We start from the raw sequence: 25,915 nt of genomic DNA on the forward strand, positions 1-25,915 counted from the left end.
TTAATGGAATTGGTATAAATGAGATAATAAAAAGGCGCCTATTGAGGCGCCTTTTTCTGTTATTCACTTGCTGTCGCTCGAATCTAAGCGAGCAACAAGATTGTTTACTGCTCTTGTTCGCGCGCAATCGCACGGTAACCAATGTCATTGCGGTGGAACATACCATTCCAGCTAACTTGCTTCGTCAACGCGTAAGCGCGCTCTTGAGCCTCAGAAACCGTATTGCCCAGTGCTGTTGCACAAAGTACACGACCGCCGTTTGTCACAACGTCGCCAGCTTCATTATTTGTCGTACCCGCGTGGAAAACCTTTTGGCCTTCAACGTCGCTTGTTGGTAGTGAAATAACGTCACCTTTTGCGTAGTCAGCAGGGTAACCGCCAGCCGCAAGAACAACACCGATTGAAGCGCGTGGATCCCACTTCGATTCTGCTTCGTCGAGCTTCTCGTCGATAGCCATTAGGCAAAGTTCAACAAGGTCTGACTCCATACGCATCATGATAGGTTGCGTTTCTGGATCGCCGAAGCGGCAGTTGTATTCGATAACTTTAGGTGTGCCGTCAGCATCGATCATTAGGCCAGCGTAAAGGAAACCTGTGTAAGGTGCGCCTTCCGCGTCCATGCCACGTACCGTTGGGTAGATAACTTCTTCAAGGATACGGTTGTGGATTTCTGGAGTTACAACCGGCGCAGGAGAGTAAGCACCCATGCCGCCCGTGTTAGGCCCTGTGTCTTTGTCGCCAACACGTTTGTGATCTTGGCTGGTAGCCATAGGAAGTACGCTAGAACCATCAACCATTACGATGAAGCTTGCTTCTTCGCCTTCAAGGAATTCTTCAATCACCACGCGGCTGCCTGCTTCGCCAAATGCGTTGCCTGCTAGCATGTCTTTGATTGCGTCTTCAGCTTCTTCAAGTGTCATCGCAACGATAACGCCTTTACCTGCCGCAAGACCGTCAGCTTTCACTACGATAGGAGCGCCTTGCTCGCGAACGTAAGCGATAGCTGGCTCAATCTCAGTGAAGTTTGAGTAGTAACCTGTTGGGATATCATGACGAGCTAGGAAGTCTTTAGTGAATGCTTTAGAGCCTTCAAGCTGTGCTGCCGCTTGAGTTGGGCCAAAGATTGGTAGGCCAACTTCGCGGAATGCATCAACCACACCGATAACCAATGGTGCTTCAGGGCCCACGATAGTCAGTTCGATTTTTTTATCTTGAGCAAACGCGACTAAACCAGCGATGTCTTCAACGCCGATGTTTACGTTCTCTAGTTTCGGCTCAAGTGCAGTACCTGCGTTACCTGGAGCAATGAATACTGTTTCAACGTTTGGGTTTTGTGCCGCTTTCCAACCAAGTGCATGCTCACGACCGCCGGCACCGATAATCAATACATTCATGTTTTAAAATCCTTATAGCTGCTTCAGAGCCTTTATTTCTGTGTCAAACATGCTCACTTATGGTCATAAGCTCCGCGTGTTGTCCTTGAACTAAAGTCACTGACTTGCTCTACGTATTTCAAATATCGGAATATTTAAAAAATAAAATTATAAGTTTTGCTCAAAGTAGTTGGTGATGTGGCTAGGCAGCAATTGAGCCCATCCCCGGGAGCATAGTCCGCTATGTGACCGGGGTGGGCGAAAGCAGCTAACGACGCCACAGTGCCAAATACGAAGAGGAAATTAGTGGCGGAAGTGACGCATGCCCGTAAAGATCATCGCCATGCCGTGTTCGTCTGCTGCAGCGATAACTTCGTCATCACGCATAGAGCCGCCCGGTTGGATAACACACTTGATGCCAGCTTCTGCTGCCGCGTCGATACCGTCACGGAATGGGAAGAATGCATCTGATGCCATCACACAACCTTCAACCTGTAGACCTTCGTCTGCTGCTTTGATGCCTGCGATTTTTGCAGAGTAAACGCGGCTCATTTGGCCAGCGCCCACACCAATCGTCATGTCGCCTTTCGAGTAAACGATAGCGTTAGATTTAACGTACTTCGCTACTTTCCAGCAGAATAGCGCGTCTTTTAGTTCTTCCGCTGTAGGTTGGCGCTTAGAAACGACGGTTAGGTCATCCTCAGAAACCATGCCTTGGTCGCGGTCTTGCACTAGCAAACCACCGTTAACGCGTTTCACGTCAAAACCAGTTGTCTTAGTTGTCCACTCACCACACTCAAGCAGGCGAAGGTTTTTCTTAGCCGCTACGATTGCTACTGCTTCAGCAGAAACAGATGGTGCAATGATAACTTCAACGAATTGACGCTCAGTGATAGCCGTTGCTGTTGCTGCGTCTAGTTCACGGTTGAAAGCGATGATGCCGCCAAATGCAGACGTTGGGTCTGTTTTGAATGCGCGGTCGTAAGCTTCTAGGATGTCTTCACCTAGTGCAACACCACATGGGTTAGCGTGCTTAACAATTACACATGCTGGCTGGTCGAACTCTTTCACACACTCAAGTGCTGCGTCAGTGTCAGCGATGTTGTTGTAAGAAAGTGCTTTACCTTGGATTTGACGAGCTGTAGATACAGACGCTTCTTCAGGGTTTGCTTCAACGTAGAAAGCTGCTGCTTGGTGGCTGTTCTCACCGTAGCGCATGTCTTGCTTCTTCTCGAACTGTTGGTTGAACGTGCGAGGAAATTTACTTTCTTCGTCACCTTCTTTGTTCTCACCGTATGATGGAACCATAGTGCCGAAGTAGTTAGCGATCATGCCGTCGTAAGAAGCCGTGTGTTCGAATGCTGCGATAGCGAGGTCGAAGCGAGTCTCTAGGGTTAGAGATTTCTCGTTAGCGTCCATTTCAGTGACAACGCGCTCGTAGTCGTGTGCGTTTACAACGATCGCTACGTCTTTGTGGTTTTTAGCCGCAGAGCGAACCATTGTTGGGCCACCGATGTCGATATTCTCAACAGCGTCAGCAAGGGTACAACCTTCTTTAGCAACGGTTTCTGCGAATGGGTATAGGTTTACAACAACCATATCGATAGGGTTGATACCGTGAGTTTCCATCACGTCATCATCTTGGCCACGACGGCCTAGAACACCACCATGAACTTTTGGGTGCAGAGTCTTAACACGGCCATCCATCATTTCTGGGAAACCAGTGTAGTCAGATACTTCTGTAACAGAGATGCCTTTTTCAGCAAGCAGGCGAGCAGTGCCACCGGTAGATAGAATATCTACACCACGGTTAGCAAGAGCTTGTGCAAATTCAACGATACCAGTTTTGTCTGATACGCTGATGAGAGCGCGGCGAATTGGACGAGCGTTATTCATGCTTCCATCTTCCTCAAATTCATGGGGTTAAAATAAAGATATTTGCCAAAAAAGAACTTGTTTCTATCTTCTTAGCGTGGATTATCTTAGATACCAGTAAGAGATAAAATATTGGCCAGTTTTGGTAAAGACCTTTTGGGTTAGTCTTATGATTAAGCTATAAGATAACCAACTCCAAATTTGATGGCGCAGATTCTAACTAATTTATTACAAAAAAGCTCGCGCAATCGTTTGGCATCTCAAAATTAATTATGAAAAGTGCCATTTCAGCCTGAAAAGTAACGATAAGGTTAATTGTGGAATGGACGGAACAGTAGGAAAAAACATGTTTCAGATCGGTGAATTAGCGAAACGATGCGGTGTGACAGCCGATACCTTACGATTTTATGAGAAGAATAACCTGATCGCGCCAGCCAGTCGCAGTGAGTCGGGTTATCGCCTATATGATGAAAATAACCAGAAACAGGTGACGTTTATTCTCAAATCTAAAGCGTTGGGACTGAGTCTGGACGAGATTAAAGAATTGCTTGAGATTCGTCTCGAAGCCACACAGCACAGTTGCGCTGAAGTGAAATCAATTACCTCAGCAAAACTAGAGATGATCGATGAGAAGATTACTGAGTTAACCAAGATTCGCACTGCACTTAAAAAGATCAATGATGCGTGTTGTGGCCACGTAGACGACGATGCAAGCCATTGTTCTATTCTGGCAGCCTTGGATTCAGCAAACGTTGATAAAGAGCGCTGCTGTCGCACTGGATAGTAATCAGCCACCTATTACGGTTCGACAAGCCAAAAAAAAGCCAAACTCAAAAAATGAGCTTGGCTTTCCATTCAATAAATTACGAAAGAACGATTAGTTCATGCCGTATTTTTTAAGTTTCTTGCGAAGAGTACCGCGGTTAATACCCATCATGGTTGCTGCGCGAGTTTGGTTACCGCGAGTGTACTGCATGATAGTGTCTAGTAGTGGCTGTTCAACTTCAGCTAATACTAATTCGTATAACTCGCTGACTTCTTGACCGTTTAATTGAGCAAGGTAATTTTTCAATGATGCTTTAACTGAGTCACGTAGTGGTTTCTGCGTGATTTGGTCTTGTGATGTAACTGTAGTTACTGTCAATGCTTCTGAAGTCAGATTTTGTTCGAACATATTCGGTCTAGCTCTTCTCGTAATTATGGTGCAACGTTATCAAAAAAACCTTCTAGCGCTTCAAGCTGCAGATCACCTGCTTCGAATGCGTTGAAGGTACGGCGAAACTCACTCGCTTGTTCATGTTCTTTTAGGTACCAACCCACATGCTTACGAGCAATTCGGGGGCCTAAAAACTCGCCATAAAACTCATGTAGAGCGTTCACATGACCAAGCATGATGTCTTTCACTTCCGAAATCGGGAGCGGGTCCATCGTGGTGCCGTTTTCCAAATAGTGTAGGATTTCGTTAAAAATCCAAGGACGTCCTTGGGCAGGTCGACCTATCATTAAAGCATCAGCACCGGTGTACTCCAGCACAAACTTCGCTTTTTCCGGGCTATCGATATCACCGTTAGCGATAACCGGAATAGATACTGCTTGTTTCGCTGCTTTAATGTGTTTGTATTCTGCCTCACCTTTGTACATACAAGCGCGAGTTCTCCCATGAAGGGCAAGAGCTTGTATGCCGCAGTCTTCGGCTATTTTCGCGATTTGAACACAGTTTCTGTTGTCTGTGTCCCAGCCTGTGCGCGTTTTCAACGTTACTGGAACGTCGACAGCATTTACCACCGCTTTCAGAATATCTTCAATGAGTTCTGGATGCTGCAGTAGGGCTGAGCCCGCAAGCTTCTTATTCACTTTTTTGGCTGGACATCCCATGTTGATATCGATGATTTGCGCACCGTTATCGACATTAAATTGAGCAGCCTCGGCCATAAGCTGTGGATCTGCACCAGCGATTTGTACTGAACGAATGCCCGATTCGCCTTCATGTACCATACGCTGCTGAGACTTTGACGTTTTCCAAACTTTAGGATTGGAGGACATCATTTCACTGACTGCCATCCCCGCACCGTAACGAAGACACAACTCACGGAATGGTCTATCCGTTACGCCAGCCATAGGAGCGACGATTAGATTGTTCTTAAGTTGATAATTTCCGATTTTCAAAAATGTCATCACAGTTCTGTACCAGCAAGGGCGCGCATTTTACGCATTTTTTCGCTGCGTGAAAAGACTAATATTTGAGCATTTACAATTTGTTTTTGTAATTTGTTTAAATTTCAGTCAATTAGCGCTCAAAGTCTTACCTAGCCTTGCTTCTGACCTGAGATTCGACACCATTCTTGTTGTTCAATGATCGGATCAATGTGAAGCTCATCACGATAATAAGTCGCAACATCTTCCGCTTGTGTATCTAAAACACCCGACATCGCAAGTACACCATTTGGCTTAACTAGGCCTTTAATGATGCCGGAAAGGTCGCGTAATGGGCCTGCAAGGATGTTGGCAACAACAACGTCAGCAAGTAAACCTTCCGGTTGATCTTGTGGTAAGAACACTTCTAGTTGCTCTGCCACGCCATTGCGTTGTGCGTTGTCTTTTGATGCAAGCAGGGCTTGAGGATCAATGTCGATCCCGATAACTTTTGCCGCGCCAAGTTTGATCGCAGCGATCGCTAGGATGCCTGAACCACAACCGAAATCGATCACGGTTTTGCCTGTAAGGTCTAAGCCTTCAAGCCACTCAAGACACAATGCCGTTGTCGGGTGAGTACCTGTACCAAATGCAAGACCGGGATCCAGCATTACGTTTACAGCGTCAGGTTCAGGGATATCGCGCCAGCTAGGGCAGATCCATAAACGCTCACCAAACTTCATTGGGTGGAAGTTGTCCATCCATTCACGTTCCCAATCCTTGTCTTCAATTTGCTCTACTTTATGAGCAAAGTCTGCAGGGAACATGTTGCTTGCTTTAATCTGCGCTAGAACGACACCAGTATCAGTCTCAGCGTCGTAAAGCGCGAGAATGTCAGTATCACCCCAAAGGCGAGTTTCACCCGGCAGAGGCTCAAATACAGGGGTATCTTGTGCATCCAGGAAAGTTACAGAAAGAGCACCAGTCTCTTCCATTAACATGTCGCCGATTTGTTCGGCATTTTCATTGGTCGCATTAAGCTTGATTTGAATCCAAGGCATGGCTGCATCTTCTATATGAGAAAAATTGGATGGGGAGTCTAGCAGAAAATATGAGCAAATTCATCAAAACCCCACGCATTATCATGGGGATTTTAGCTTGCCTTTTCCGGAGCACTAAAAACAAAAATGCTCACCGAAGTGAGCATTTTTTAGTGTTCTATAGAGAACTCATTACGGAAGGCTAGCTTCTATTGCAGACCAAGCTTCTTCTCAAGGTAGTGGATGTTTGCCCCACCGTGTTGGAAGTTTTCGTCGTTCATAATCGCTAATTGCAGCTCAGTATTGACGTTGATACCTTCAACAATCATTTCTGCTAGTGCGTTCTTCATACGTGCAATCGCTACGTCACGGTTCTCACCGTAAGTGATCAGCTTGCCGATCATTGAATCGTAGTGTGGTGGTACTGTGTAGCCAGTATAGATGTGAGATTCCCAACGAACACCCATACCACCTGGAGCATGGAAGCGCGTGATCTTACCTGGAGATGGTAAGAAACGAACTGGATCTTCCGCGTTGATACGACATTCGATTGAGTGGCCGCGCAGCTTAATATCATCCTGTGTGAATGATAGAGGCTGACCAGCAGCAATGCGAAGTTGCTCTTTCACTAAGTCGATACCAGTTACCATTTCAGTAATCGTGTGCTCAACCTGGATACGAGTGTTCATTTCGATGAAGTAGAACTCACCGTTCTCGTATAGGAATTCAAATGTACCTGCGCCGCGGTAACCAATCTCAAGACATGCACGAGTACAACGGTCACCGATGTACTTACGCATCTCTTCAGTGATACCCGGTGCTGGCGCTTCTTCCACAACTTTCTGGTGACGACGCTGCATTGAACAGTCACGCTCACCTAGGTGGATAGCATTGCCTTGACCATCTGCAAGCACTTGTACTTCAATGTGACGTGGGTTTTCTAGGAATTTTTCCATGTAAACCATGTCGTTATTGAAACATGCTTTTGCTTCAGCACGAGTCATTGCGATAGCTTCTGTTAGTTCTTTTTCAGTACGAACAACACGCATACCACGACCGCCGCCGCCGCCAGATGCCTTGATGATTACAGGGAAACCAATGCGCTTAGCGTGCGCTTTGTTTTTCACTTCATCATCATCAAGAGGGCCGTCAGAACCCGGTACACAAGGTACGCCAGCTTTCTTCATTGACGTGATAGCTGACACCTTGTCACCCATCATGCGAATGGTTTCAGCTTTAGGGCCAACGAAGATAAAACCACTGCGCTCTACCTGTTCTGCAAAATCTGCATTTTCAGATAGGAAGCCGTAGCCAGGGTGAACAGCTACTGCACCCGTTACTTCAGCTGCGCTGATGATACGAGGGATGTTTAGGTAGCTATCGATACCACGAGCTGGACCGATACAAATGGTTTCGTCAGCAAGCAGTACGTGCTTAAGATCGCGGTCAGCTGTTGAGTGAACCGCTACCGTTTTGATGCCAAGCTCTTTACATGCTCGCAGAATACGCAGTGCAATTTCACCACGGTTCGCGATTACTAATTTATCTAACATAATGAGTGCTCTCTATTATTCGATAATTACTAGAGCTTGGTCGAATTCTACTGGTTGACCGTCTTCAACTAGGATAGCCGTTACAACACCAGATTTATCAGCTTCGATTTGGTTCATCATTTTCATTGCTTCAACGATACATAGCGTTTCGCCAGCAGTTACAGATTGACCAACCTTAACGAATGGTTTTGCATCTGGGCTTGGAGCGCCGTAGAAAGTACCAACCATTGGAGAAAGAACTTGGTGACCAGCTGGAACTGCAGGAGCTGCTGGCTCTGCTGCTACAGGAGCCGCCGCAGGTGCTGCCGCTACAGGAGCTGGAGCCGCTGCATATTGAATCGGTGCTGCAGATACAGGGCTGTTACGACTGATTCGTACTGACTCTTCACCTTCAGAGATTTCTAGCTCAGAAATACCAGACTCTTCAACCAATTCGATTAGCTTTTTGATTTTGCGAATATCCATTGTTTCTTTCTCTTTATCTGTTGATTGAACTTACTCTTTGACTGAGTAGGTTAGTAATAGTTCGTTGTTTTTATTTACTTTGCGTTGAGCTTGTTGAGCGCAGCCGTCAAAGCAAATTGATAACCTTGGGCACCTAAGCCACAAATCACACCTTCTGCTTTATCAGATAGGTAAGAGTGGTGACGGAATGATTCACGTGCGTGAACATTCGATAGGTGAACCTCAATAAATGGGATAGCAACACCAAGTAGTGCATCACGCAACGCCACACTGGTATGTGTAAAGGCCGCTGGGTTGATAATAATGAAATCAACATTTTGATAAGCACTATGGATAGCTTCAATCAGTTCATACTCACGATTTGACTGTAAGTGAGACAGCTCAACATCTTGTGTTTTCGCTTGCTCGGTCAATGAGCTAATAATCTGGTCAAGTGTTTGAGAACCGTAGTGTGCAGGCTCTCTAAGGCCTAACAGGTTAAGGTTTGGGCCATTTAAAACTAGAATGCGAAACTTTGTAGACATTGTGGGGCTATCTTCCTTTATCGTGTTTACGAATGTGAATGTTGCCATTTTATTGAAAATTTGGGGTTAATTTCCAGTAAGAAAAACCCAAATTTAAAAATTAGAACCAGATTATAGCTAATTCAGCGCAAATCGCAGCAATTTACTGGTCTAATCTCCTATAAGTACAGCATGGAATTGTTATCAACTTAACAAAAAACCACGATGGCTTTAATTTTATCGAAGATATTTGAGATCAAGATCGGCCATAAAAAAACCGCCACATAGGTGACGGTTTCGTTATGGTCTGTTTTAAACAGTGATTAGCTAATGTGACGGGTTGCTTATGCCAGTTCAGCTTTCTCAGCAATCAGTTTATCAACCACACTTGGGTCGGCCAGTGTCGAGGTATCACCTAGGTTTCCAGTATCGCCGGTGGCAATTTTACGCAGGATACGACGCATGATCTTACCCGAACGAGTTTTTGGCAGAGAGTCTGTCCAATGCAGGACATCTGGCGTTGCGATAGGACCAATCTCTTTACGTACCCAGTCTTTTACTTCTTTATGAAGCTCTGCAGTTGGGAACTCACCATCATTCAACGTGATGTAAGCGTAAATGGCTTGGCCTTTAATATCATGAGGAATACCGACAATCGCGGCCTCAGCAATCTTATCAAACGCCACTAGAGCGGATTCAATCTCAGCGGTACCCATACGGTGACCAGATACGTTAAGCACGTCATCGACACGGCCAGTAATCCAGTAGTAACCGTCTTCATCACGACGAGCACCATCACTAGTGAAGTACATGCCTTTAAAGGTTGAGAAGTAAGTCTGTTCGAAACGGTCATGATCGCCATGTACTGTACGCATTTGTCCCGGCCAAGAGTCAAGAATCACAAGGTTGCCGTCTGTTGCACCCTCAATGATGTTACCCATGTTATCAACTAGTGCGGGCTGCACACCGAAGAATGGACGAGTCGCTGACCCCGGTTTTAGGTCTGTTGCGCCCGGCAGTGGTGAGATTAAGATACCGCCCGTTTCTGTTTGCCACCATGTATCGACAATCGGAGACTGCTCATTACCAATTGTTTTGTAGTACCACTCCCACGCTTCAGGGTTGATAGGTTCACCTACCGAACCCATGACTCTTAGGCTGTCACGAGAAGTACCTTCAACCGCTTCATTGCCTTTCGCCATCAAAGCGCGAATCGCTGTTGGTGCAGTATAAAGAATATTAACTTGATGCTTATCGACCACTTCACTCATACGGCTGGTGTTCGGGTAATTAGGCACGCCTTCGAATAGGATTGTTTTTGCGCCATTGGCAAGCGGCCCGTAAACAAGGTAAGTGTGACCGGTAATCCAGCCTACATCCGCTGTACACCAGAAGGTTTCGCCTTCTTGGTAGTCGAATACGTATTTGAAGGTCATGGCTGCATAAACAAGGTAGCCACCTGTGGTGTGCATAACACCTTTAGGTTTACCTGTAGAGCCTGACGTATAAAGGATGAATAGTGGGTCTTCTGCGTTCATCTCTTCTGGTGGGCAATCTGCCGATACATTTGCGATAGCATCATGCCACCACACATCGCGGTGTTCGTGCCAAGCAACATCACCGCCGGTGCGTTTGAATACCACAACTTTCTCGATGTTCTTCACTTCAGGGTTAGTCAGTGCTTCATCGACGTTTTTCTTCAGTGGCACCGCACGGCCGCCACGCACGCCTTCATCGGCAGTGATCACGACTTTAGAATTTGAATCGATAATACGACCAGACAGAGCTTCTGGTGAGAAACCACCAAATACGACTGTGTGAACCGCACCGATACGGGTACATGCCAGCATGGCAACTGCAGCTTCTGGAACCATTGGCATGTATAAACAAACCACATCGCCTTTACGTACGCCTTGCTCTTTCAGAGCATTTGAAAACAGGCACACTTCTTTGTGTAGTTCATTAAAAGTTAGCGTTTTGTCATCAGCAGGGTCATCGCCTTCCCAGATGATAGCGACTTCATCACCGCGCTCAGCAAGGTGGCGGTCGATACAGTTAGCCGAAACGTTAAGCGTGCCATCTTCAAACCAGCGAATATCAATGTGGCCAGGGTCGAAAGAGGTGTTTTTTACCTGTGTGAAAGGCTTAATCCAATCAACGATTTTTCCGTGTTCACCCCAAAAGCCTTCAGGATCAGAAACAGATTGCTGGTACATGGCTAGGTAAGTGTCATTATCCGCGTGTGTGGTTGATTTAATATTTTCTTTTACCGGATAAACGTGGGCTTCACTCATTGCATCTCTCCTTGTGCCTACATTCCTAATGAACTGGCAACTTCCTTTGTGTTCAGTTTCTAGGTCTATTACAGAACCGTCGTTGTGCTATCACTCTCGGCTAGGACGGCGATTTCCACAATTAGACTTTAGGATGAGACGCCGCTTTTCACTTAAAAAATAGCGAGTTAAGTTCATTTTTGAGAGATTGCTCTCTATGTGGAAAGGCAGTTGTTGAATTAGGTATACGAAGAGTTGAAGCGCGGTAAGTCGCCGTGCTTTAGGCGAACAAAAATCAGCGCCGCGGAGATAGCGTCTTGTAATGCATCATGTTTATTGACCGGGATAGGTAAATCGAGCTGACGACAGATGGCATCGATACTGAGGTCAAAATAGGCATTGGGTAGCTGCCTTTCGAGTTTGTCTTGGTAGAGCTGGCTCACTTCGACTAATCGGTTAGGCAGTGGAAATCCAAGCTGTTTTAAACAGGCACGGTCGAGAATCTTTTTATCATAGCGGATGTGATAGCCGACTAAAGGACGATTTCCGATGAAGTTCAGTAGCTCAATTAGGGCTTGTTTCTCTTCTATACCGTGCTTTAGATCTTGATGGCGAATGCGGTGGATTTTGATGGAATTGCAATCGAGTGACTGAGGTGCTCTGAGTCGAACTTCAAAAGGTTGGCTGGTTATGATTCGGTTACCTATGATTTTTGTCGCGGCAATAGTGACTAATTCCGCCTGATTAGGGTCGAGGCTGGTGGTTTCACAATCGAGCGATACATATTCATTATGTGTAGGCGTAGCAAACAGAGGCTGGTAAGGAGAGCCTTTGAGCTTGTGATGCCAGTAATAACGAACCAATCTATTCATCGTTCAGCCGCCTAATCTCTTATCTGATAGTGGTAGCCGAGCCATTGCTTGAATTTCTTCACTACATGTAGGCTATGACGAAGCAGATCTCTATCTGCTCGCTCCATCAGTTTGACGTTGATCTTGTTGCTGCTGTGCTGCTGAGAAAGCCTTTGGGCCAAGCGCCACTTAAAGAATTGTTTGAGAGCTTCACTGAGATTGTCTGCGGTGCTTTGCTCTAATACCTTCTTGCTGACCAGTTGCTCAATGCGTTCGAAGGTGTTGTTGACCGTGACACCATGCTCAAGACAAAGCGCTCTCACACCATGCACGATAGGGAAAATGCCGCCTTGTTTGATATCGAGCCCTGATTTGGATTTTTTTACATTGCCAAACAGGGTGAGGGGAACCGAGAAGTTCAGAGCAGGGCGGCAGAATTCAGTCAGAATCAATTCCTGTCCGAGCATCAAATCACTGAGGTGTTGTTTTACTGGTTTTAATAACTCTCTGTTACCCGCAACGGCGTGTGCATCCGCCATGATAGCAATATCCATTACAGTGTCTGGCGTGGCTTTTTTTACCCAACGGGTGAGCGTTTGTTTCCACTCTTTTTCTGAATGTACCCATTTCGGGTTGTTGACCATCACATTGCCCGGGCAGAGTGGATAGCCCAATTGCTGCAGTGTGTGGGTGAGATCGTTCATGGCACTTTGGCATTGATGCCACTCCAAGCCATCTTGAATTATTAGCGCGTTGTCTTGATCGGTTTTGAGAATTTGTTCTCCACGGCCTTCGGAACCCAACACGATTAGGCAGCAATGATTATGCAGTGCAGGTGGGATCACCAACTCAAAAGCCTTCTCTATGATCTGTTCATTAACCGCAGAAATCAGCTCCATGATAAAGCGTGTGCGAATCCCGTTACTGAGCAAGCTCTCGACCAGTTGACGCTGTTTGTTAGAAGCCATTGCCAATTCTTCAATGCTGGTGGCTCGCGCAATACGCAAAGTAAGAACGTGAGAGTGAGTGGAGAATGCACTGAGGATCTGTGTCATATCCACCATGCCAACCGCATTTAGACCATCACAAACCATCAACCTTTTTACCCGATTTCTGGTCATGGTAATCATGGCGTTAAATAAGAAGTCGCCTTGATTTACGTGCATCACCGGAAACGTCGCGATCTTGCCGACGGGCGCATCCAGTGGGAAATTATCGAGCATCACAGCATGCAATAAATTGGTTCGAGTGACGATTCCATACGGTAAGGAACATGATGATCCAAAAGCTTTTGGATCATCATGTTCCAAATGAACGAGAGCTGAGTCCAACCCTCGTTCTTTAAGGGTTTGAGTGACTTGGTTGATAGGTTGGTTCGGTTCAAGTATCAGTGGTGGGTGATAGATAGAGCCATCCACTTTGGTCAATATGAACTCGGCTAGATTCTGCTGCTGTTGGGCGGCTTCGATCAGTGCTTTACGTGTTGATAGGTTGCTATCAAAGTAGGCGGCGAATTGGCCATTAGCGTGGTAAAGCTCGAGAAAAATCTCGGTGGGTAGCAGATAACTTAATGTATCTTCGAGCGCGATGTATTGGTGTTTGGTGTGAGGTTCAAACTGGCTTCGGACATCAAAAATATCGTCATTGGCATAGTGTGCGTAAATCTCGCCATCACTGCTCGCACGCTCTTCAACAGCCCCTTTGATCAAAATGTGCAGGTGTCGGCTCGGCCTATCGGCTTCCAGGATTACTTCTTGAGAGCGGTAATACACCACGTCTAATGAAGAGCGCAGCTTCAGCTGTTCTGTGTCGGACAGGCTATCGAAGGGTGGGTGCTGCATATTAAATTTGTCAGGCATAAGCATCACAAGAAGAAAATGGGAGTCTTTAATCAGTCTGACAAAATACCAGCGAAGCTCCAGACGACTTTAGTCTAAATGAGAGTATGGGTATCGATGAGCCTGAGATATCTCGTTGAAATGCGATATCCAAGTAAATTGAATATAGGAATACTATCCCAGTAATAATTCCCTTTTTCATCGTATGCGAGATAGGCATAATTGGTGCTGCCTTTTTCCGCACACTTTATAGGTTATTTATGTTTAGCCCTTCACCCTATGGCTGGATCTCTCAGTATTTTCTTGGTTTCTTTTTTGCGTATGGCGTGTACTTGCCATTTTGGGCGCTGTGGTTTGAAGACCAAGGCGTGTCTGCTGGTGATATTGGTGTATTGATTGGTATCGGCTTTGCGACGCGTTGTGTGGCCAACTTAGTGATTACGCCACGTATCCATAAAGTTGAACACTTGATGCCAGCTTTACGCTGTTTGAGTTTCGCCGCGCTGTTGTTTGTCGGCTTCCACTTTTTTACGGGTGGCAGTTTTATACTGATGTTGCTGGCAACGGTACTGTTTAATCTGTGTTGTGGGCCGATCATTCCTCTTTCTGACGCAATGGCTAACCATTACAGTCGTCTTAAGATGCTCGACTACGGCCGAACTCGCCTTTGGGGTTCGGTTGCTTTTATCGCGGGTTCAACCGTGGTTGGTTATCTAGTGGCTGAATTCGGCACTGACATGATTTTGTATACTGCGCTTGCCGGTGTGTTGCTGTCGTTGATTCTTGCGATGAGAAATCCCAATGTGATGCCAGTAACACAATCTGAGCAACAAGCGGTGCGACCAAAACTAGGTGAGTTACTGCGCGAGTCATCAGTGGTGAAATTTTTAGCCTTGATGGCACTGTTGCAAGGTAGCCATGCGGCTTACTACAGCTTTAGTGCAATTTATTGGAAAGAAGCCGGTCACTCAGAAGCGATCATCGGTTATTTGTGGAGCCTTGGTGTTGTCGCTGAGGTGGCCGTATTTGCGTTAAGTAAGCGCTTATTCTCTGGTTGGTCACTGCGTACTCTGTTCGTGGTAGCGGCAATCGGGGTAATGGCTCGTTGGGGTATTACCGCTTCTACCACAGCGATTTTCGCACTGGTTATGGTGCAACTGCTGCATGGTGTGACGTTTGCTATGGCACACATCGCAGCGATTCAATATATCCAATCTGAAGAACAGAACAAGATGGTTGCGCTACAAGCTCTCTATAATGCGATTCCATTGGGTGCATTTATCGCATTGATGACAACCTTAAGTGGTTGGGGATATGAGCTTTGGGGTGCCAATATCTTCTGGGGTATGGCCGCAATGGGAGCACTTGCCTTGTTTATTAAGGTCGATGAAAGAAGCTCAGTGGTTGAGGTTAATCAAACAGCCTCAGCTCAATCTGATGCTCAGAATTAAAGCCTAAAGCACAGAATTTAAGCGATGCGATTGAGTTAAACGCACTTCCCTAGTTAAATGAAACCTCTCCCTTATGGAGAGGTTTTTTATGGATGAAAAAGGGTTTTTAATGCAAGGATGGATAGTAATTCCAGTCTCTTTAGCCTATTTGGGCGTGTTGTTTTTGATCGCTTGGTATGGAGACAGGCAAGTTCGTTGGCTATCACGCTGGCGTCCATGGATCTATAGCCTTTCTATTGCGGTGTATTGTACCTCTTGGACCTTTTATGGAACGGTCGGGCAGGCGAGCAATAACCCATGGTCCTTCTTGCCCATCTACCTCGCCCCTATTTTGGTTTTCACGTTGGGATGGCGGATCTTAGCTCGGCTGATCCTCATCGCCAAGCGTGAACACATCACCTCTATTGCCGACTTTATCGCGGCTCGTTATGGAAAATCTCAAGGCTTAGCGGTGGCGGTGACCATTATCGCTGTGGTTGGTATTCTTCCGTATATCGCCCTGCAGTTGCGCGGTATTACCATGGGGTTGGATATTGTTGCGCCAAACCTAGCCACTGATTTTGGTTATCAGGACTATCACGTCTCTTGGTTTGTGGTCGGTGCATTGGCCATTTTTACGATGTTGTTTGGCACGCGACACATCGATAACACTGAACACCACCGTGGCATGATGATGGCTGTAGCGTTTGAATCCATTGTTAAGCTCGCGGCATTTTTGATTGTTGGCTTGTTCATCATGTACCTGGCGGTGAGCAGTGACAAAATCGACCTGCTTGATGTGGCGGCTTCCACCTATGAATCGCCGAATATTCCGACCTTAATTATTCATACCGTTTTAACCATGTTGGCGATTGTCTGTCTGCCGCGCCAATTTCACACCATGGTGGTTGAGAACGAACGTCCTCAAGATTTGCATACTGCTCGCTGGCTGTTTCCGCTTTACCTGATTTTGATGGGACTGTTCGTGCTGCCAATTGCTTGGGCAGGACAAGGGTTGCTCACTGACATGCCGGCTGATACTTACGTTATCAGCGTGCCAATGGCAGAAGGTGCGAATCACATTGCTTTGTTAGCTTTCCTCGGAGGTACTTCGGCGGCGAGTGGCATGGTGATTGTATCGACCATCGCATTAGCGATCATGGTGTCGAATGATTTAGTGATGCCATTGCTGCTGCGTCGTATGCGTCTAACCCAAAGAACACATCGACATTTTTCTGGCCTGTTACTGGTGATTCGACGTGGGTTAATTTTGCTGCTGTTACTTGGTGCTTGGTTGTTTTATCAGGCCCTCGATACTATCCATTCATTGTCGGCTATTGGCTTTCTTTCTTTTGCTGCGATTGCTCAGTTCGCACCTGCATTAATTGGTGGATTGTACTGGCGTCCCGGAAACCGAAAGGGTGTCTATGTCGGTTTGCTTGTCGGTTCGGTGATCTGGCTGATTACCTTGATGAGTCAAACCAGCATGCTAGCGGGCGATAGCGACAGTAACTTACTGCTGTGGATTATCACGCCGCCAGAACTGCTGAGAAGTTGGGATGTTAGCAGCTCAAATTGGGGCATAGTGCTGAGTATTTTACTCAATACCTTGTGCTATGCCGTGGTCTCAATGACGACCAGACCAAGCCTAAGTGAGCGCTTACAATCGGCAGCATTTGTTGGTACACCACTGCCTGAAAATGAGAACATCAGCCTCTATCAAAACCGTGTGACAGTCGCAGAATTAGAGATGTTGGCATCGCGTTTTGTGGGTCGCAAGCGAGCGAAAAGCGCCTTACACAGCTATTGGCAGCAACACGGCCAGCCGTTACTTCCCAATCAACAAGCTCCAGCAAGCCTGATTAGACACGCAGAGCGCGTACTCGCCGGTGTATTCGGTGCTTCGTCTGCTAAGTTAGTACTCACTTCTGCTTTACAGGGCAGAAACATGCAACTTGAAGAAGTGGCGACCATCGTTGATGAAGCCTCGGAATTGTACGACTTCAGCCGTGGTTTACTGCAAGGCGCGATTGAACATATTGGTCAAGGCATTGCCGTAATAGACAAACAAATGAGGCTGGTGGCGTGGAATCAACGTTACTTAGAACTGTTTGAGTTCCCTGCTGGCTTGATTCAGGTTGGTCGACCCATTTCAGATGTGATTCGTCACAATGCTGAGCAAGGTTTGTGTGGTCCTGGCGACCCGGAAGATCACGTTCGCCGCCGTGTTTATCACCTTGAACAAGGCACCCGACATACTTCTTCTCGTATTCGTCCTGATGGTCGAGTGATTGAAGTGCAAGGTAACCCGATGCCAAGTGGTGGCTTTGTGATGAGCTTTACCGACATCACGGTATTCCGACAAGCAGAGCAAGCGCTAAAAGATGCTAACGAAAGCTTGGAATCGAGAGTGCATGAACGAACTCAAGAACTCGAGAAGCTTAACCATCGCTTGGTAAAGGCGACGCAAATCTCTGATCAAGAATCACAATCCAAGAGTCGTTTTCTTGCGGCTGTGAGTCACGATTTGATGCAGCCATTAAATGCTGCTCGCTTGTTTGCTTCTTCTCTATCTGAGGTAGCCAAAGAACAAGAGGTCAAACAGCTTTCTTCTCATATCGAAAGTGCGCTTGGTGCGGCTGAAGATCTGATTGGTGATTTATTGGATATCTCGCGCTTGGAATCCGGCAAGTTAGAAACCAACATTCATGCGATTGCCGTGCATGATGTACTAACCAATTTGAATGCGGAATTTAGCGCTTTAGCGATACAACAAAAAATCCAGTTTCAAATGATCCCATCGTCATTGTTCATTCATTCTGACCCTAAATTATTAAGACGAGTGATTCAGAACTTTTTGACCAATGCGTTTCGTTACAACCCGGAAGGGAAAGTCGTACTGGGTGCGAGACGAGTGAATGGTCAGGTTAGAATTGATGTGTGGGATAACGGAACCGGTATCGATGAAGACAAGCAACAAGAGATCTTCGAAGAATTTACTCGTGGTAGCCAAGTGCGTGCTGATCAGGGGTTAGGGCTAGGATTAGCCATCTCCAAAGGTATTGCCCATGTGCTTGGTCATCAAATATCGATGCGCTCATGGCCGGGGCAAGGCAGTGTCTTTTCTATCACCTTGGCTCGGGCGGAAAAAGTGGCTCCGGTTGTGCAAGCTTCGACGCCAATGGCGACCAGTGATATCGAGCACTTGAAAATATTGTGTGTCGATAATGAACGAGAGATTTTAGTCGGTATGGAGAACTTGATTGGTCGTTGGGGTTGTGAGGTTAAGACAGCCGTTGATCTAGTCGAAAGCTTGAAGTGCCTAGATGATGATTGGCAGCCGGATGTGATTTTCTCTGATTACCGTTTGGATAATGGCCGAACCGGACTCGAAGTCCTGCAGCAGTGTCGTTTACGCCTTGGGGACTCTTTTGAAGGGGTCATCATCAGTGCTGATAGAACCGATGACATGCTGGCAGCAATAAAAGCCAATAGCTTCAGCTTTATAGCTAAACCCGTCAAGCCGCTAAAACTCAGAGCAGTTCTAAATCGGGTGAGTTAATTAGGAATAATCAGCTCGAATTTCTAATTAATGAACGGATGTAGAAAAGGCCTCGGATGAGGCCTTTTTTGTTTCAGTAAGAATTGTTAATGCCTATTCGCTTTTTAACTAACTAGATAGATAGATAGATAGATAGATAAATAACTAGCTAACTAACCAGCAATACCACCCTGCGTCAGTGTGGTTGGGTTGAGCAGTTTGCTGAGTTCTTCTCGGCTAAGATCGGTTTCTCTTTCTGCCACATCAAGAATCGGTAAACCTTCTTTGTAGGCCTTCTTGGCAATATCTGCTGCTTTTAGGTAGCCAATCACAGGGTTGAGCGCCGTCACTAGAATTGGGTTCTTTGACAGTGCTAAATCGAGATTGTCTTGGCGCACCGTGAAGGTAGCAATTGCTTTATCAGCCAGTGCGACTGAGCTGTTGGCTAATAGTTCTATGCTTTCTAGAACGTTATGAGCAATAACCGGCAGCATCACATTCAATTGGAAGTTACCCGATTGGCCAGCAATCGTGATCGTGGTGTCATTACCAATCACTTGCGCTGCTGCCATGGCTGCAGCCTCTGGAATCACAGGGTTGACCTTTCCTGGCATGATAGACGAGCCCGGTTGCAGCGCTTGTAACTCAATTTCCCCTAAGCCAGCCAGCGGGCCTGAGTTCATCCAGCGAAGATCGTTTGAGATCTTGAGGATCGCAACTGCTGCAGTTTTAAGCTGACCAGAAAACGCAACGATCGCGTCTTGGCTGCTGAGGTTAAAAAAGAAGTTTTCACTCGAGGTAAAACTGATCTTTGTTGATTGAGACAGGTTACTTGCAAACTTATCGGCAAAGCGTGGGTCAGCATTGATCCCCGTACCTACCGCTGTGCCACCTTGAGCAAGCGACTTGATTGCTGGCAAGCTGCTTTCAATGGCTTGCTTAGCGTGTTCAATCTGGAACTTCCAACCACCAAGCTCTTGAGCAAAGGTAATCGGCATCGCATCCATTAGGTGAGTACGACCTGTTTTTACTACCTCAGCAAGCTCTTGCTGTTTAACGGTAAGTGCTGCAGAAAGGTGAGTTAATGCAGGCAACAATTTGTTTTCTGTCATCAAAGCAACGCTCACTTGGATCGCCGTTGGCACGACATCGTTACTGCTTTGACCCATGTTGACGTGATCATTGGGGTTCACGTCGCCTTGTAAGCTTCTTGAAGCGAGCGTGGCAATGACTTCGTTGGCATTCATGTTGGAGCTGGTACCAGAACCGGTTTGGTAAACATCAATCGGGAATTGATCGAGATGTTTACCATCGATGATCTCTTGGCTGGCTTCGGCAATTGCCTTGGCAATATCACCTTCTAATAAGCCTAATTGAGCGTTGGTATCGGCGGCGGCTTGCTTAATTAACGCCAGTGCTTGAATAAAGCTGGTTGGCATCTTGTGCGAGCTAAACGCGAAGTTATCCGCGGCACGTTGAGTTTGTGCCTGGTATAGCGCATCGATAGGGACTTTAACTTCGCCCATGCTGTCTTTCTCAATCCGAAATTCTTGGGTCATGTTCTATCCTTGTTAGCCAAGTGGGGCTTGGACTTGTTGTAGTGTCTGGCTGATATTCAAAAAACGCGCTTGGCCGTGCGGTTGCTGGCGGTAGTGGCGTTTTAAATAAAATAGTGGCGAGTGAATAGAGTCTAGGCAGATATGACGAAAGGCGAAACTGTGGTCAGGAGACTCAATCGCTTCAATTAAATGAAAGAAAACTTGGCGCAGGTACAGTTCACACAACAAGATATTTTCTTGAGCGGCATGCTTTTCATAGTAAGCCGACAGCGTGAGTGCGCATTCGATATAGTCTCGAATCACAAACGGTTCGTTACCTTGAACTTGCTCTAATGAAGCAAAGCGATCCTGTGCTTTGTAAAATCTTGAATAGAGAACCTGCTGCTCTTTCATCATCATTTGCATCTCTTTAATGGATGTTAATGATAATTATTATCAAATGATAATTTAAAAACAACCCTTTCTTTAGTCTTTTTATAAAATGGCAGGGAAAAAGAAAAAGCCGATACATAAAGTATCGGCTTTCTTGAGTTAGTACCTAATCCCTACAATGTAAGTACTGATTCATTTTCTAAGTGCTTATTATCCTAGTCACTAAGTCGCGAGCTTCTTAGTGGTCGTGAGCTTCACCTGCACCTTTAGGATAACGGATAGACTCAACCATCTCTTGTACATCTTCAGGAACTTCAGCGGTCACTTTGTTCACTGCAATTGATACTACAAAGTTTAGACACATACCTAGCGTACCGATGCCTTCTGGGCTGATACCAAACCACCAATTTTCCGGTGTGCTTGCTGCTGGGTTAATGAACTTGAAGTAGATGATGTAGCTTGCTGTGAAGGCAATACCTGACAACATACCTGCAATAGCGCCTTCCTTGTTCATCTTCTTGTAGAAGATACCTAGGATAATCGCTGGGAAGAAGGATGCTGCGGCTAAGCCGAAGGCAAACGCTACTACCTGAGCTACGAAGCCTGGTGGGTTAATACCCAAGTAACCTGCGCCAACAATCGCGACCATGGCAGCCAAACGAGCGGCTAATAGCTCCTGCTTGTCGGTCATGTTTGGTCTAAAGCCTTTCTTCAACAAGTCATGTGAAATCGACGTTGAGATTACCAATAGTAGACCTGCGGCTGTTGATAGTGCGGCTGCTAGGCCACCGGCTGCAAGTAGTGCTACAACCCAGTTAGGTAGTTTTGCTAGCTCTGGAGAAGCCAGTACGATGATGTCACGGTTAATCTTCATCTCGTTGCGTTCATCGCCCGAGTAGAACATTTTGCCATCGCCGTTCTTATCTTCCCAACCTACTAGGCCAGTGCTTTCCCAGTTTTTATACCAGCTTGGTGCGTCTACTGCTGCGACACCTTGCATGTCAGGACCGTTAATCGTTTCAATCATGTTTACACGAGCGAACGCTGCAACGCCGGGTGCTGTTGTGTATAGCAATGAGATGAATAGTAGTGCCCAACCCGCTGAGATACGAGCATCACGTACTTTTGGTACTGTGAAGAAGCGAATGATTACGTGTGGAAGACCCGCAGTACCGACCATTAGAGCTGCACAGATAAAGAATACATCCACCATGCTCTTGTTACCTTCGGTATAGGCGGTAAATCCGAGCTCTTCGGTTAGGCCATCCAGTTTATCAAGAAGGTAAACATCCGTGCCTGATAGCGTTGAACCCATACCAACTTGTGGAAGTGGGTTACCCGTCATCATGATTGAGGTAAAGATTGCTGGAACAAGGAAGGCGAAAATGAGGACACAGAATTGAGCTACCTGTGTATAAGTGATGCCTTTCATGCCACCAAGCACTGCGTAGAAGAACACAATACCCATACCAATGATGATGCCTAGGTTAATATCAACTTCTAGGAAACGAGAGAATACAACGCCAACACCACGCATCTGGCCTGCAACGTACGTAAATGATACGAAGATTGCACAGAATACCGCTACCATACGTGCTGTTTTCGAGTAGTAACGTTCACCGATGAAATCAGGAACCGTAAACTGACCGAACTTACGTAGGTAAGGTGCTAAACATAGCGCAAGTAGTACGTAACCACCTGTCCAACCCATTAGGTAAACCGCACCGTCGTAACCAACGAATGAGATGATACCTGCCATTGAGATGAATGATGCTGCCGACATCCAGTCAGCGGCGGTTGCCATGCCGTTTGCTACTGGGTGTACGCCGCCGCCAGCAACGTAGAATTCACTGGTTGTTCCAGCGCGAGCCCAGATTGCGATGCCGATATATACTGCGAAAGTAATACCGACGAGAATAAACGTCCAAGTTTGAATATCCATGTTCTAGCCTCTAGTCTTCCTGTACGTTGTATTTTTTGTCCAGCTTATTCATGCGAACAACGTAAATAAATATCAACGCCACGAAGGTATAAATTGAACCTTGTTGAGCGAACCAAAAACCTAGCTTAAATCCGCCAAATTGAATGGTATTGAGGACATCCACAAATAAGATGCCAGCGCCGTAAGACACCACAAACCATATTGCGAGTAGTGTTCCCATTATTCCCAAGTTTTCCTTCCAGTAGGCTTGAGCATGTTCCGTAGATTCGAACGCCATTGCCTTCTCCTTTATTCCGTTTTCGTAGAAACCGTTTTTGTGAAACCGTTTTGTAAAATAGCGTGTTAACGTAATGTTACGATTTAGAATGTAGCAAGGATAAGTCAAGGGATCTGTGCAACTTTAGTCGGGATGGTATTAGCGCTAATGTACTGAAATATGGGAGCTAGGAGACATAACCATAGAAAAATGTGATGTTACAGTATTGTTAAATTAGCCAAAGGTCTAACAAAAAGGGATGAATTAGACTGCGAGTCATAAAATTTAACAACTAAATGACCGAGAAACGGTATTTAGCCCTGCTTATGACACGAAGCGAAACATAAGTTTGTTATAGTAACTACGGCACTTTCACCGACCGTGCCTTGCTAAACGGCAGAAGATCAACAAGCTAGTGGCAAAAGATCAACAGGCTTAAAGCTCGGATTTTATTCTTTGGGGGAACGAATTGGACGCAATAACCATTAACCACTTATTCTTGACTGGTGCCGTACTCATCGCCATCAGCGTGCTTTTCTCACAAGTGTCCTCTCGATTGGGCGTTCCTATTCTTTTGATCTTTTTGTTCGTTGGTATGTTAGCGGGTGAAGATGGACCCGGTAATATTCATTTCGATGATTACTCACTGACCTACTTGGTGAGTAACCTTGCGCTTGCCGTGATTCTGTTGGATGGCGGTATGCGAACCAAGGTGGCGAGCTTCAAGGTCGCTTTCTGGCCTTCGCTCTCGCTGGCGACGATAGGTGTCGCATGTACAGCAACCTTAACCGGATTAATGGCGGCTTGGCTGTTTGACTTGTCATTAATGCAGGGCATCTTGGTCGGGGCGATTGTTGGTTCAACCGATGCGGCAGCGGTATTCTCTTTGCTGAAAGGGCAGAGTCTCAATGAGCGTGTGGGTTCAACTCTAGAGATCGAATCAGGCACTAACGACCCAATGGCGGTCTTCCTGACGGTGACCTTAATTGCGCTGTTAGGTAACCCTGATGCTGAGATGGGAATGAACTTCCTACTGCAAAGCTTTGCGATGCAGTTTGGTATCGGTACTCTTGTTGGTATCGGCGGCGGCTGGGTTCTATGGAGCTTAATCAATCGAGTACAACTGGCTGATGGCCTTTATTCCATTCTGGTACTCAGTGGGGGCGTGGCTCTGTTTGCGTTCTCTAACATGCTTGGTGGTAGTGGCATATTATCGATTTACCTAGTCGGTCTGTTCATTGGTAATCGTCCAACGCGTTCTCGACACTCTATTCTTAATGTCTTAGACGGTATGACGTGGCTAAGTCAGATCGTGATGTTCTTGGTGTTGGGTTTATTGGTGACACCATCGACCTTAATGGACATTGCACTTCCTGCGTTAGCACTGGCTTTCGGTATGATTTTGTTTGCTCGTCCAGTGTCGGTTTGGTTGGGGTTGTTGCCGTTCAGAAGCTTTACCACCAAGGAGCGCTGGTTTGTCTCTTGGGTCGGTTTACGTGGTGCAGTTCCGATCATTTTGGCGGTTTTCCCGATGATGGCTGGCCTGCCAAATGCTCAGCTGTATTTCAATATCGCCTTCTTCGTGGTTATGGTTTCACTGATTGTTCAAGGCGGCAGCTTAATGAAAGTCGCAAGACTCGCTAAAGTGACTCTACCGCCAACGCCAACACCGATTTCTCGCACCGGTATCGAGATTTATCCGACCAGTGAATGGGAGATGTTTGTCTACAAGCTGAAAGAGGAAAAGTGGTGTGTCGGTGAACCGCTCAAGCGTTTATCGATGCCAGAAGGGACACGCATTACCGCACTGTTTCGACAAGATGCCTTGCTTCACCCATCGGGCAGTACCATATTAGAGGCGAACGATATTCTCTGTGTACTTGGTCAAGATAAAGACCTAGGTAGCCTAAGTGAGCTCTTCAGTGAGGCACCTTTGGCAGAAGAAGCCGCTCGATTCTTTGGTGACTTCTTCTTAGATGTTGGGTTATCGGTCGCTGCGGTAAGCGATTGTTATGGTATTGAACTTGGCTCGGAAGAAGAGCGAGAAATGACGCTAAAACAATTGGTTGATCAAGAGCTTGGGGCACACCCGGTATTAGGCGACAGCTTCGAGTGGCATGACATCACTTGGGTGGTTGCAGATATAGATGATCATAAAGTCGTCAAGCTGGGTTTATGTTTGCCTAAGACGACTTTAGAAGAGGATGTAAACGAAGCTTAATTGTGGATTTCTTGTAGCAAGATAACTGCTTGAGTTCGGTTTTTCACATCCAGTTTACGGAAGATGGCTGTCATATGCGCCTTGATGGTCGCTTCCGAAACATTCAATTCGTACGCAATTTGCTTGTTCAGTAGGCCGTCCGATAGCATTCCTAACACTTTGTATTGTTGAGGCGTCAATGTGGAAAGCTTTTCCGCAAGGTCGCTACAGGCTGCATTGTTGGTGATCAGCCCTTCAGGGAAGAACGGGTCGCCATTCAGCACTTGATTGAGTGCGCTGACCAATTCACGCATATCACTCGATTTAGGAATAAAGCCAAAGGCACCGTGGCTCTTCACTTGAGTGACAACGCTGGCATCCTCGCTGGCAGAGATCACCACAATTGGTAAATCTGGGTATTCAGCACGCAGTTGAATTAGGCCAGACATCCCGTTTGCACCCGGCATCTTAAGGTCGAGAAGCAACAGGTCTGGTTCATCCTCTTTCTTTAGCAGAGTCAGTAAGGCATCGAGGGAATCAGCCTCAAGCAGGTTCGCACCACTGATCGCCATATGAACTGACTGAAACAGGGCGTTGCGAAAAAGAGGATGGTCATCAGCAATGATGATGGTATAGGTCGAGTCCATGACGTTCATACTTTTAACAATTTAGTTAATATTTATTATCATCCTGATTGAGTATGTGGACAAT

General features: G+C 46.3%; 20 protein-coding genes. 4 read left to right on the plus strand and 16 right to left on the minus strand.

What is annotated here, in order from left to right; all coding sequences use genetic code 11:
* Nucleotides 1-104: 104 nt before the first annotated feature.
* Together purD and purH are read right to left on the minus strand one after the other, a co-directional pair.
* Complete coding sequence (gene purD, locus AACT19_RS21125) at nucleotides 105-1,394, minus strand: phosphoribosylamine--glycine ligase (RefSeq protein ID WP_076648656.1); 1,290 nt, start codon at nucleotides 1,392-1,394, stop codon at nucleotides 105-107.
* 282 nt (nucleotides 1,395-1,676) lie between these two features.
* Complete coding sequence (purH, locus tag AACT19_RS21130) at nucleotides 1,677-3,269, minus strand: bifunctional phosphoribosylaminoimidazolecarboxamide formyltransferase/IMP cyclohydrolase (RefSeq protein ID WP_076648658.1); 1,593 nt, start codon at nucleotides 3,267-3,269, stop codon at nucleotides 1,677-1,679.
* Between the two features lie 325 nt (nucleotides 3,270-3,594).
* Between purH and zntR the strand changes: the two genes are divergently transcribed.
* Nucleotides 3,595-4,032 carry a Zn(2+)-responsive transcriptional regulator gene (gene zntR, locus AACT19_RS21135; RefSeq protein ID WP_076648660.1) on the plus strand — a complete coding sequence of 146 codons (438 nt, stop codon included), beginning with the start codon at nucleotides 3,595-3,597 and terminating at the stop codon, nucleotides 4,030-4,032.
* 93 nt (nucleotides 4,033-4,125) lie between these two features.
* Here zntR and fis read toward each other — a convergent pair whose 3' ends face one another.
* The 9 genes from fis to AACT19_RS21180 all read right to left on the minus strand — a co-directional run bounded on the left by fis (nucleotide 4,126) and on the right by AACT19_RS21180 (nucleotide 13,931).
* Nucleotides 4,126-4,422 (minus strand): DNA-binding transcriptional regulator Fis, encoded by a 297-nt coding sequence (fis, locus tag AACT19_RS21140; protein ID WP_004729744.1) that lies wholly within the window; start codon nucleotides 4,420-4,422, stop codon nucleotides 4,126-4,128.
* A 23-nt stretch (nucleotides 4,423-4,445) separates the two neighbouring features.
* Nucleotides 4,446-5,414, minus strand: a complete 969-nt coding sequence (gene dusB, locus AACT19_RS21145; RefSeq protein ID WP_004729742.1) for a tRNA dihydrouridine synthase DusB — start codon at nucleotides 5,412-5,414, stop codon at nucleotides 4,446-4,448.
* A 140-nt stretch (nucleotides 5,415-5,554) separates the two neighbouring features.
* Nucleotides 5,555-6,442, minus strand: coding sequence for a 50S ribosomal protein L11 methyltransferase (prmA, locus tag AACT19_RS21150; protein WP_017083825.1), 888 nt, complete (start codon nucleotides 6,440-6,442; stop codon nucleotides 5,555-5,557).
* 188 nt (nucleotides 6,443-6,630) lie between these two features.
* Nucleotides 6,631-7,974 (minus strand): acetyl-CoA carboxylase biotin carboxylase subunit, encoded by a 1,344-nt coding sequence (accC, locus tag AACT19_RS21155; RefSeq protein WP_004729738.1) that lies wholly within the window; start codon nucleotides 7,972-7,974, stop codon nucleotides 6,631-6,633.
* A 15-nt stretch (nucleotides 7,975-7,989) separates the two neighbouring features.
* Nucleotides 7,990-8,439 carry an acetyl-CoA carboxylase biotin carboxyl carrier protein gene (accB, locus tag AACT19_RS21160; RefSeq protein ID WP_076648662.1) on the minus strand — a complete coding sequence of 150 codons (450 nt, stop codon included), beginning with the start codon at nucleotides 8,437-8,439 and terminating at the stop codon, nucleotides 7,990-7,992.
* A 74-nt stretch (nucleotides 8,440-8,513) separates the two neighbouring features.
* On the minus strand, nucleotides 8,514-8,963 hold the full coding sequence (gene aroQ / locus AACT19_RS21165; protein ID WP_029224581.1) for a type II 3-dehydroquinate dehydratase: 450 nt from the start codon (nucleotides 8,961-8,963) through the stop codon (nucleotides 8,514-8,516).
* Nucleotides 8,964-9,286: 323 nt separating this feature from the next.
* The gene (acs, locus tag AACT19_RS21170; protein ID WP_004729734.1) at nucleotides 9,287-11,236 is read right to left on the minus strand and encodes an acetate--CoA ligase; all 1,950 of its coding nucleotides are present in this window, start codon (nucleotides 11,234-11,236) and stop codon (nucleotides 9,287-9,289) included.
* A 218-nt stretch (nucleotides 11,237-11,454) separates the two neighbouring features.
* Nucleotides 11,455-12,087 carry a 3'-5' exonuclease gene (locus AACT19_RS21175; protein ID WP_004729733.1) on the minus strand — a complete coding sequence of 211 codons (633 nt, stop codon included), beginning with the start codon at nucleotides 12,085-12,087 and terminating at the stop codon, nucleotides 11,455-11,457.
* Nucleotides 12,088-12,098: 11 nt separating this feature from the next.
* Entirely contained in the window at nucleotides 12,099-13,931 is a 1,833-nt protein-coding gene (locus AACT19_RS21180; protein ID WP_076648664.1) for a DUF294 nucleotidyltransferase-like domain-containing protein, read from the minus strand.
* Between the two features lie 233 nt (nucleotides 13,932-14,164).
* On the opposite strand from AACT19_RS21180, the gene AACT19_RS21185 reads away from it, so the two are divergent.
* Together AACT19_RS21185 and AACT19_RS21190 are read left to right on the plus strand one after the other, a co-directional pair.
* A complete protein-coding gene (locus AACT19_RS21185; RefSeq protein WP_017077574.1) occupies nucleotides 14,165-15,355 on the plus strand; it encodes a 3-phenylpropionate MFS transporter in 1,191 nt (396 codons plus the stop codon).
* Nucleotides 15,356-15,464: 109 nt separating this feature from the next.
* Complete coding sequence (locus tag AACT19_RS21190; protein WP_165689853.1) at nucleotides 15,465-18,896, plus strand: hybrid sensor histidine kinase/response regulator; 3,432 nt, start codon at nucleotides 15,465-15,467, stop codon at nucleotides 18,894-18,896.
* A gap of 152 nt (nucleotides 18,897-19,048) precedes the next feature.
* Here AACT19_RS21190 and AACT19_RS21195 read toward each other — a convergent pair whose 3' ends face one another.
* The 4 genes from AACT19_RS21195 to AACT19_RS21210 form a co-directional block, all read right to left on the minus strand.
* The gene (locus AACT19_RS21195; protein WP_076648668.1) at nucleotides 19,049-20,434 is read right to left on the minus strand and encodes a class II fumarate hydratase; all 1,386 of its coding nucleotides are present in this window, start codon (nucleotides 20,432-20,434) and stop codon (nucleotides 19,049-19,051) included.
* Nucleotides 20,435-20,446: 12 nt separating this feature from the next.
* On the minus strand, nucleotides 20,447-20,833 hold the full coding sequence (locus tag AACT19_RS21200) for a hypothetical protein (RefSeq protein ID WP_004729728.1): 387 nt from the start codon (nucleotides 20,831-20,833) through the stop codon (nucleotides 20,447-20,449).
* A gap of 211 nt (nucleotides 20,834-21,044) precedes the next feature.
* The gene (locus AACT19_RS21205; protein ID WP_004729727.1) at nucleotides 21,045-22,748 is read right to left on the minus strand and encodes a sodium:solute symporter family protein; all 1,704 of its coding nucleotides are present in this window, start codon (nucleotides 22,746-22,748) and stop codon (nucleotides 21,045-21,047) included.
* 10 nt (nucleotides 22,749-22,758) lie between these two features.
* Nucleotides 22,759-23,025, minus strand: a complete 267-nt coding sequence (locus tag AACT19_RS21210) for a DUF4212 domain-containing protein (protein ID WP_004729726.1) — start codon at nucleotides 23,023-23,025, stop codon at nucleotides 22,759-22,761.
* 448 nt (nucleotides 23,026-23,473) lie between these two features.
* On the opposite strand from AACT19_RS21210, the gene AACT19_RS21215 reads away from it, so the two are divergent.
* Complete coding sequence (locus AACT19_RS21215; protein WP_009844702.1) at nucleotides 23,474-25,225, plus strand: potassium/proton antiporter; 1,752 nt, start codon at nucleotides 23,474-23,476, stop codon at nucleotides 25,223-25,225.
* Here AACT19_RS21215 and AACT19_RS21220 read toward each other — a convergent pair.
* Nucleotides 25,222-25,851: a response regulator transcription factor gene (locus AACT19_RS21220; protein WP_004729724.1), complete on the minus strand. Its 630-nt coding sequence runs from the start codon at nucleotides 25,849-25,851 to the stop codon at nucleotides 25,222-25,224. The two genes, AACT19_RS21215 and AACT19_RS21220, sit on opposite strands and share 4 nt — an antisense overlap.
* Between the last annotated feature and the right edge of the window lie 64 nt (nucleotides 25,852-25,915).

This window comes from Vibrio sp. 10N.222.47.A9 (assembly GCF_963872585.1).
Taxonomy (GTDB): domain Bacteria; phylum Pseudomonadota; class Gammaproteobacteria; order Enterobacterales; family Vibrionaceae; genus Vibrio; species Vibrio splendidus.

Excerpts from the sequence above, each read along its gene's own strand:
- AACT19_RS21190 (WP_165689853.1), top strand. The coding sequence starts at position 15,465 with ATGCAAGGATGGATAGTAATTCCAGTCTCTTTAGCCTATTTGGGCGTG.
- AACT19_RS21205 (WP_004729727.1), bottom strand. The coding sequence starts at position 22,748 with ATGGATATTCAAACTTGGACGTTTATTCTCGTCGGTATTACTTTCGCA.
- acs (WP_004729734.1), bottom strand. The coding sequence starts at position 11,236 with ATGAGTGAAGCCCACGTTTATCCGGTAAAAGAAAATATTAAATCAACC.
- AACT19_RS21210 (WP_004729726.1), bottom strand. The coding sequence starts at position 23,025 with ATGGCGTTCGAATCTACGGAACATGCTCAAGCCTACTGGAAGGAAAAC.
- AACT19_RS21185 (WP_017077574.1), top strand. The coding sequence starts at position 14,165 with ATGTTTAGCCCTTCACCCTATGGCTGGATCTCTCAGTATTTTCTTGGT.
- fis (WP_004729744.1), bottom strand. The coding sequence starts at position 4,422 with ATGTTCGAACAAAATCTGACTTCAGAAGCATTGACAGTAACTACAGTT.
- purD (WP_076648656.1), bottom strand. The coding sequence starts at position 1,394 with ATGAATGTATTGATTATCGGTGCCGGCGGTCGTGAGCATGCACTTGGT.
- AACT19_RS21200 (WP_004729728.1), bottom strand. The coding sequence starts at position 20,833 with ATGATGATGAAAGAGCAGCAGGTTCTCTATTCAAGATTTTACAAAGCA.
- accB (WP_076648662.1), bottom strand. The coding sequence starts at position 8,439 with ATGGATATTCGCAAAATCAAAAAGCTAATCGAATTGGTTGAAGAGTCT.
- purH (WP_076648658.1), bottom strand. The coding sequence starts at position 3,269 with ATGAATAACGCTCGTCCAATTCGCCGCGCTCTCATCAGCGTATCAGAC.
- accC (WP_004729738.1), bottom strand. The coding sequence starts at position 7,974 with ATGTTAGATAAATTAGTAATCGCGAACCGTGGTGAAATTGCACTGCGT.
- AACT19_RS21175 (WP_004729733.1), bottom strand. The coding sequence starts at position 12,087 with ATGAATAGATTGGTTCGTTATTACTGGCATCACAAGCTCAAAGGCTCT.
- prmA (WP_017083825.1), bottom strand. The coding sequence starts at position 6,442 with ATGCCTTGGATTCAAATCAAGCTTAATGCGACCAATGAAAATGCCGAA.
- zntR (WP_076648660.1), top strand. The coding sequence starts at position 3,595 with ATGTTTCAGATCGGTGAATTAGCGAAACGATGCGGTGTGACAGCCGAT.
- AACT19_RS21195 (WP_076648668.1), bottom strand. The coding sequence starts at position 20,434 with ATGACCCAAGAATTTCGGATTGAGAAAGACAGCATGGGCGAAGTTAAA.
- AACT19_RS21180 (WP_076648664.1), bottom strand. The coding sequence starts at position 13,931 with ATGCTTATGCCTGACAAATTTAATATGCAGCACCCACCCTTCGATAGC.
- aroQ (WP_029224581.1), bottom strand. The coding sequence starts at position 8,963 with ATGTCTACAAAGTTTCGCATTCTAGTTTTAAATGGCCCAAACCTTAAC.
- AACT19_RS21220 (WP_004729724.1), bottom strand. The coding sequence starts at position 25,851 with ATGGACTCGACCTATACCATCATCATTGCTGATGACCATCCTCTTTTT.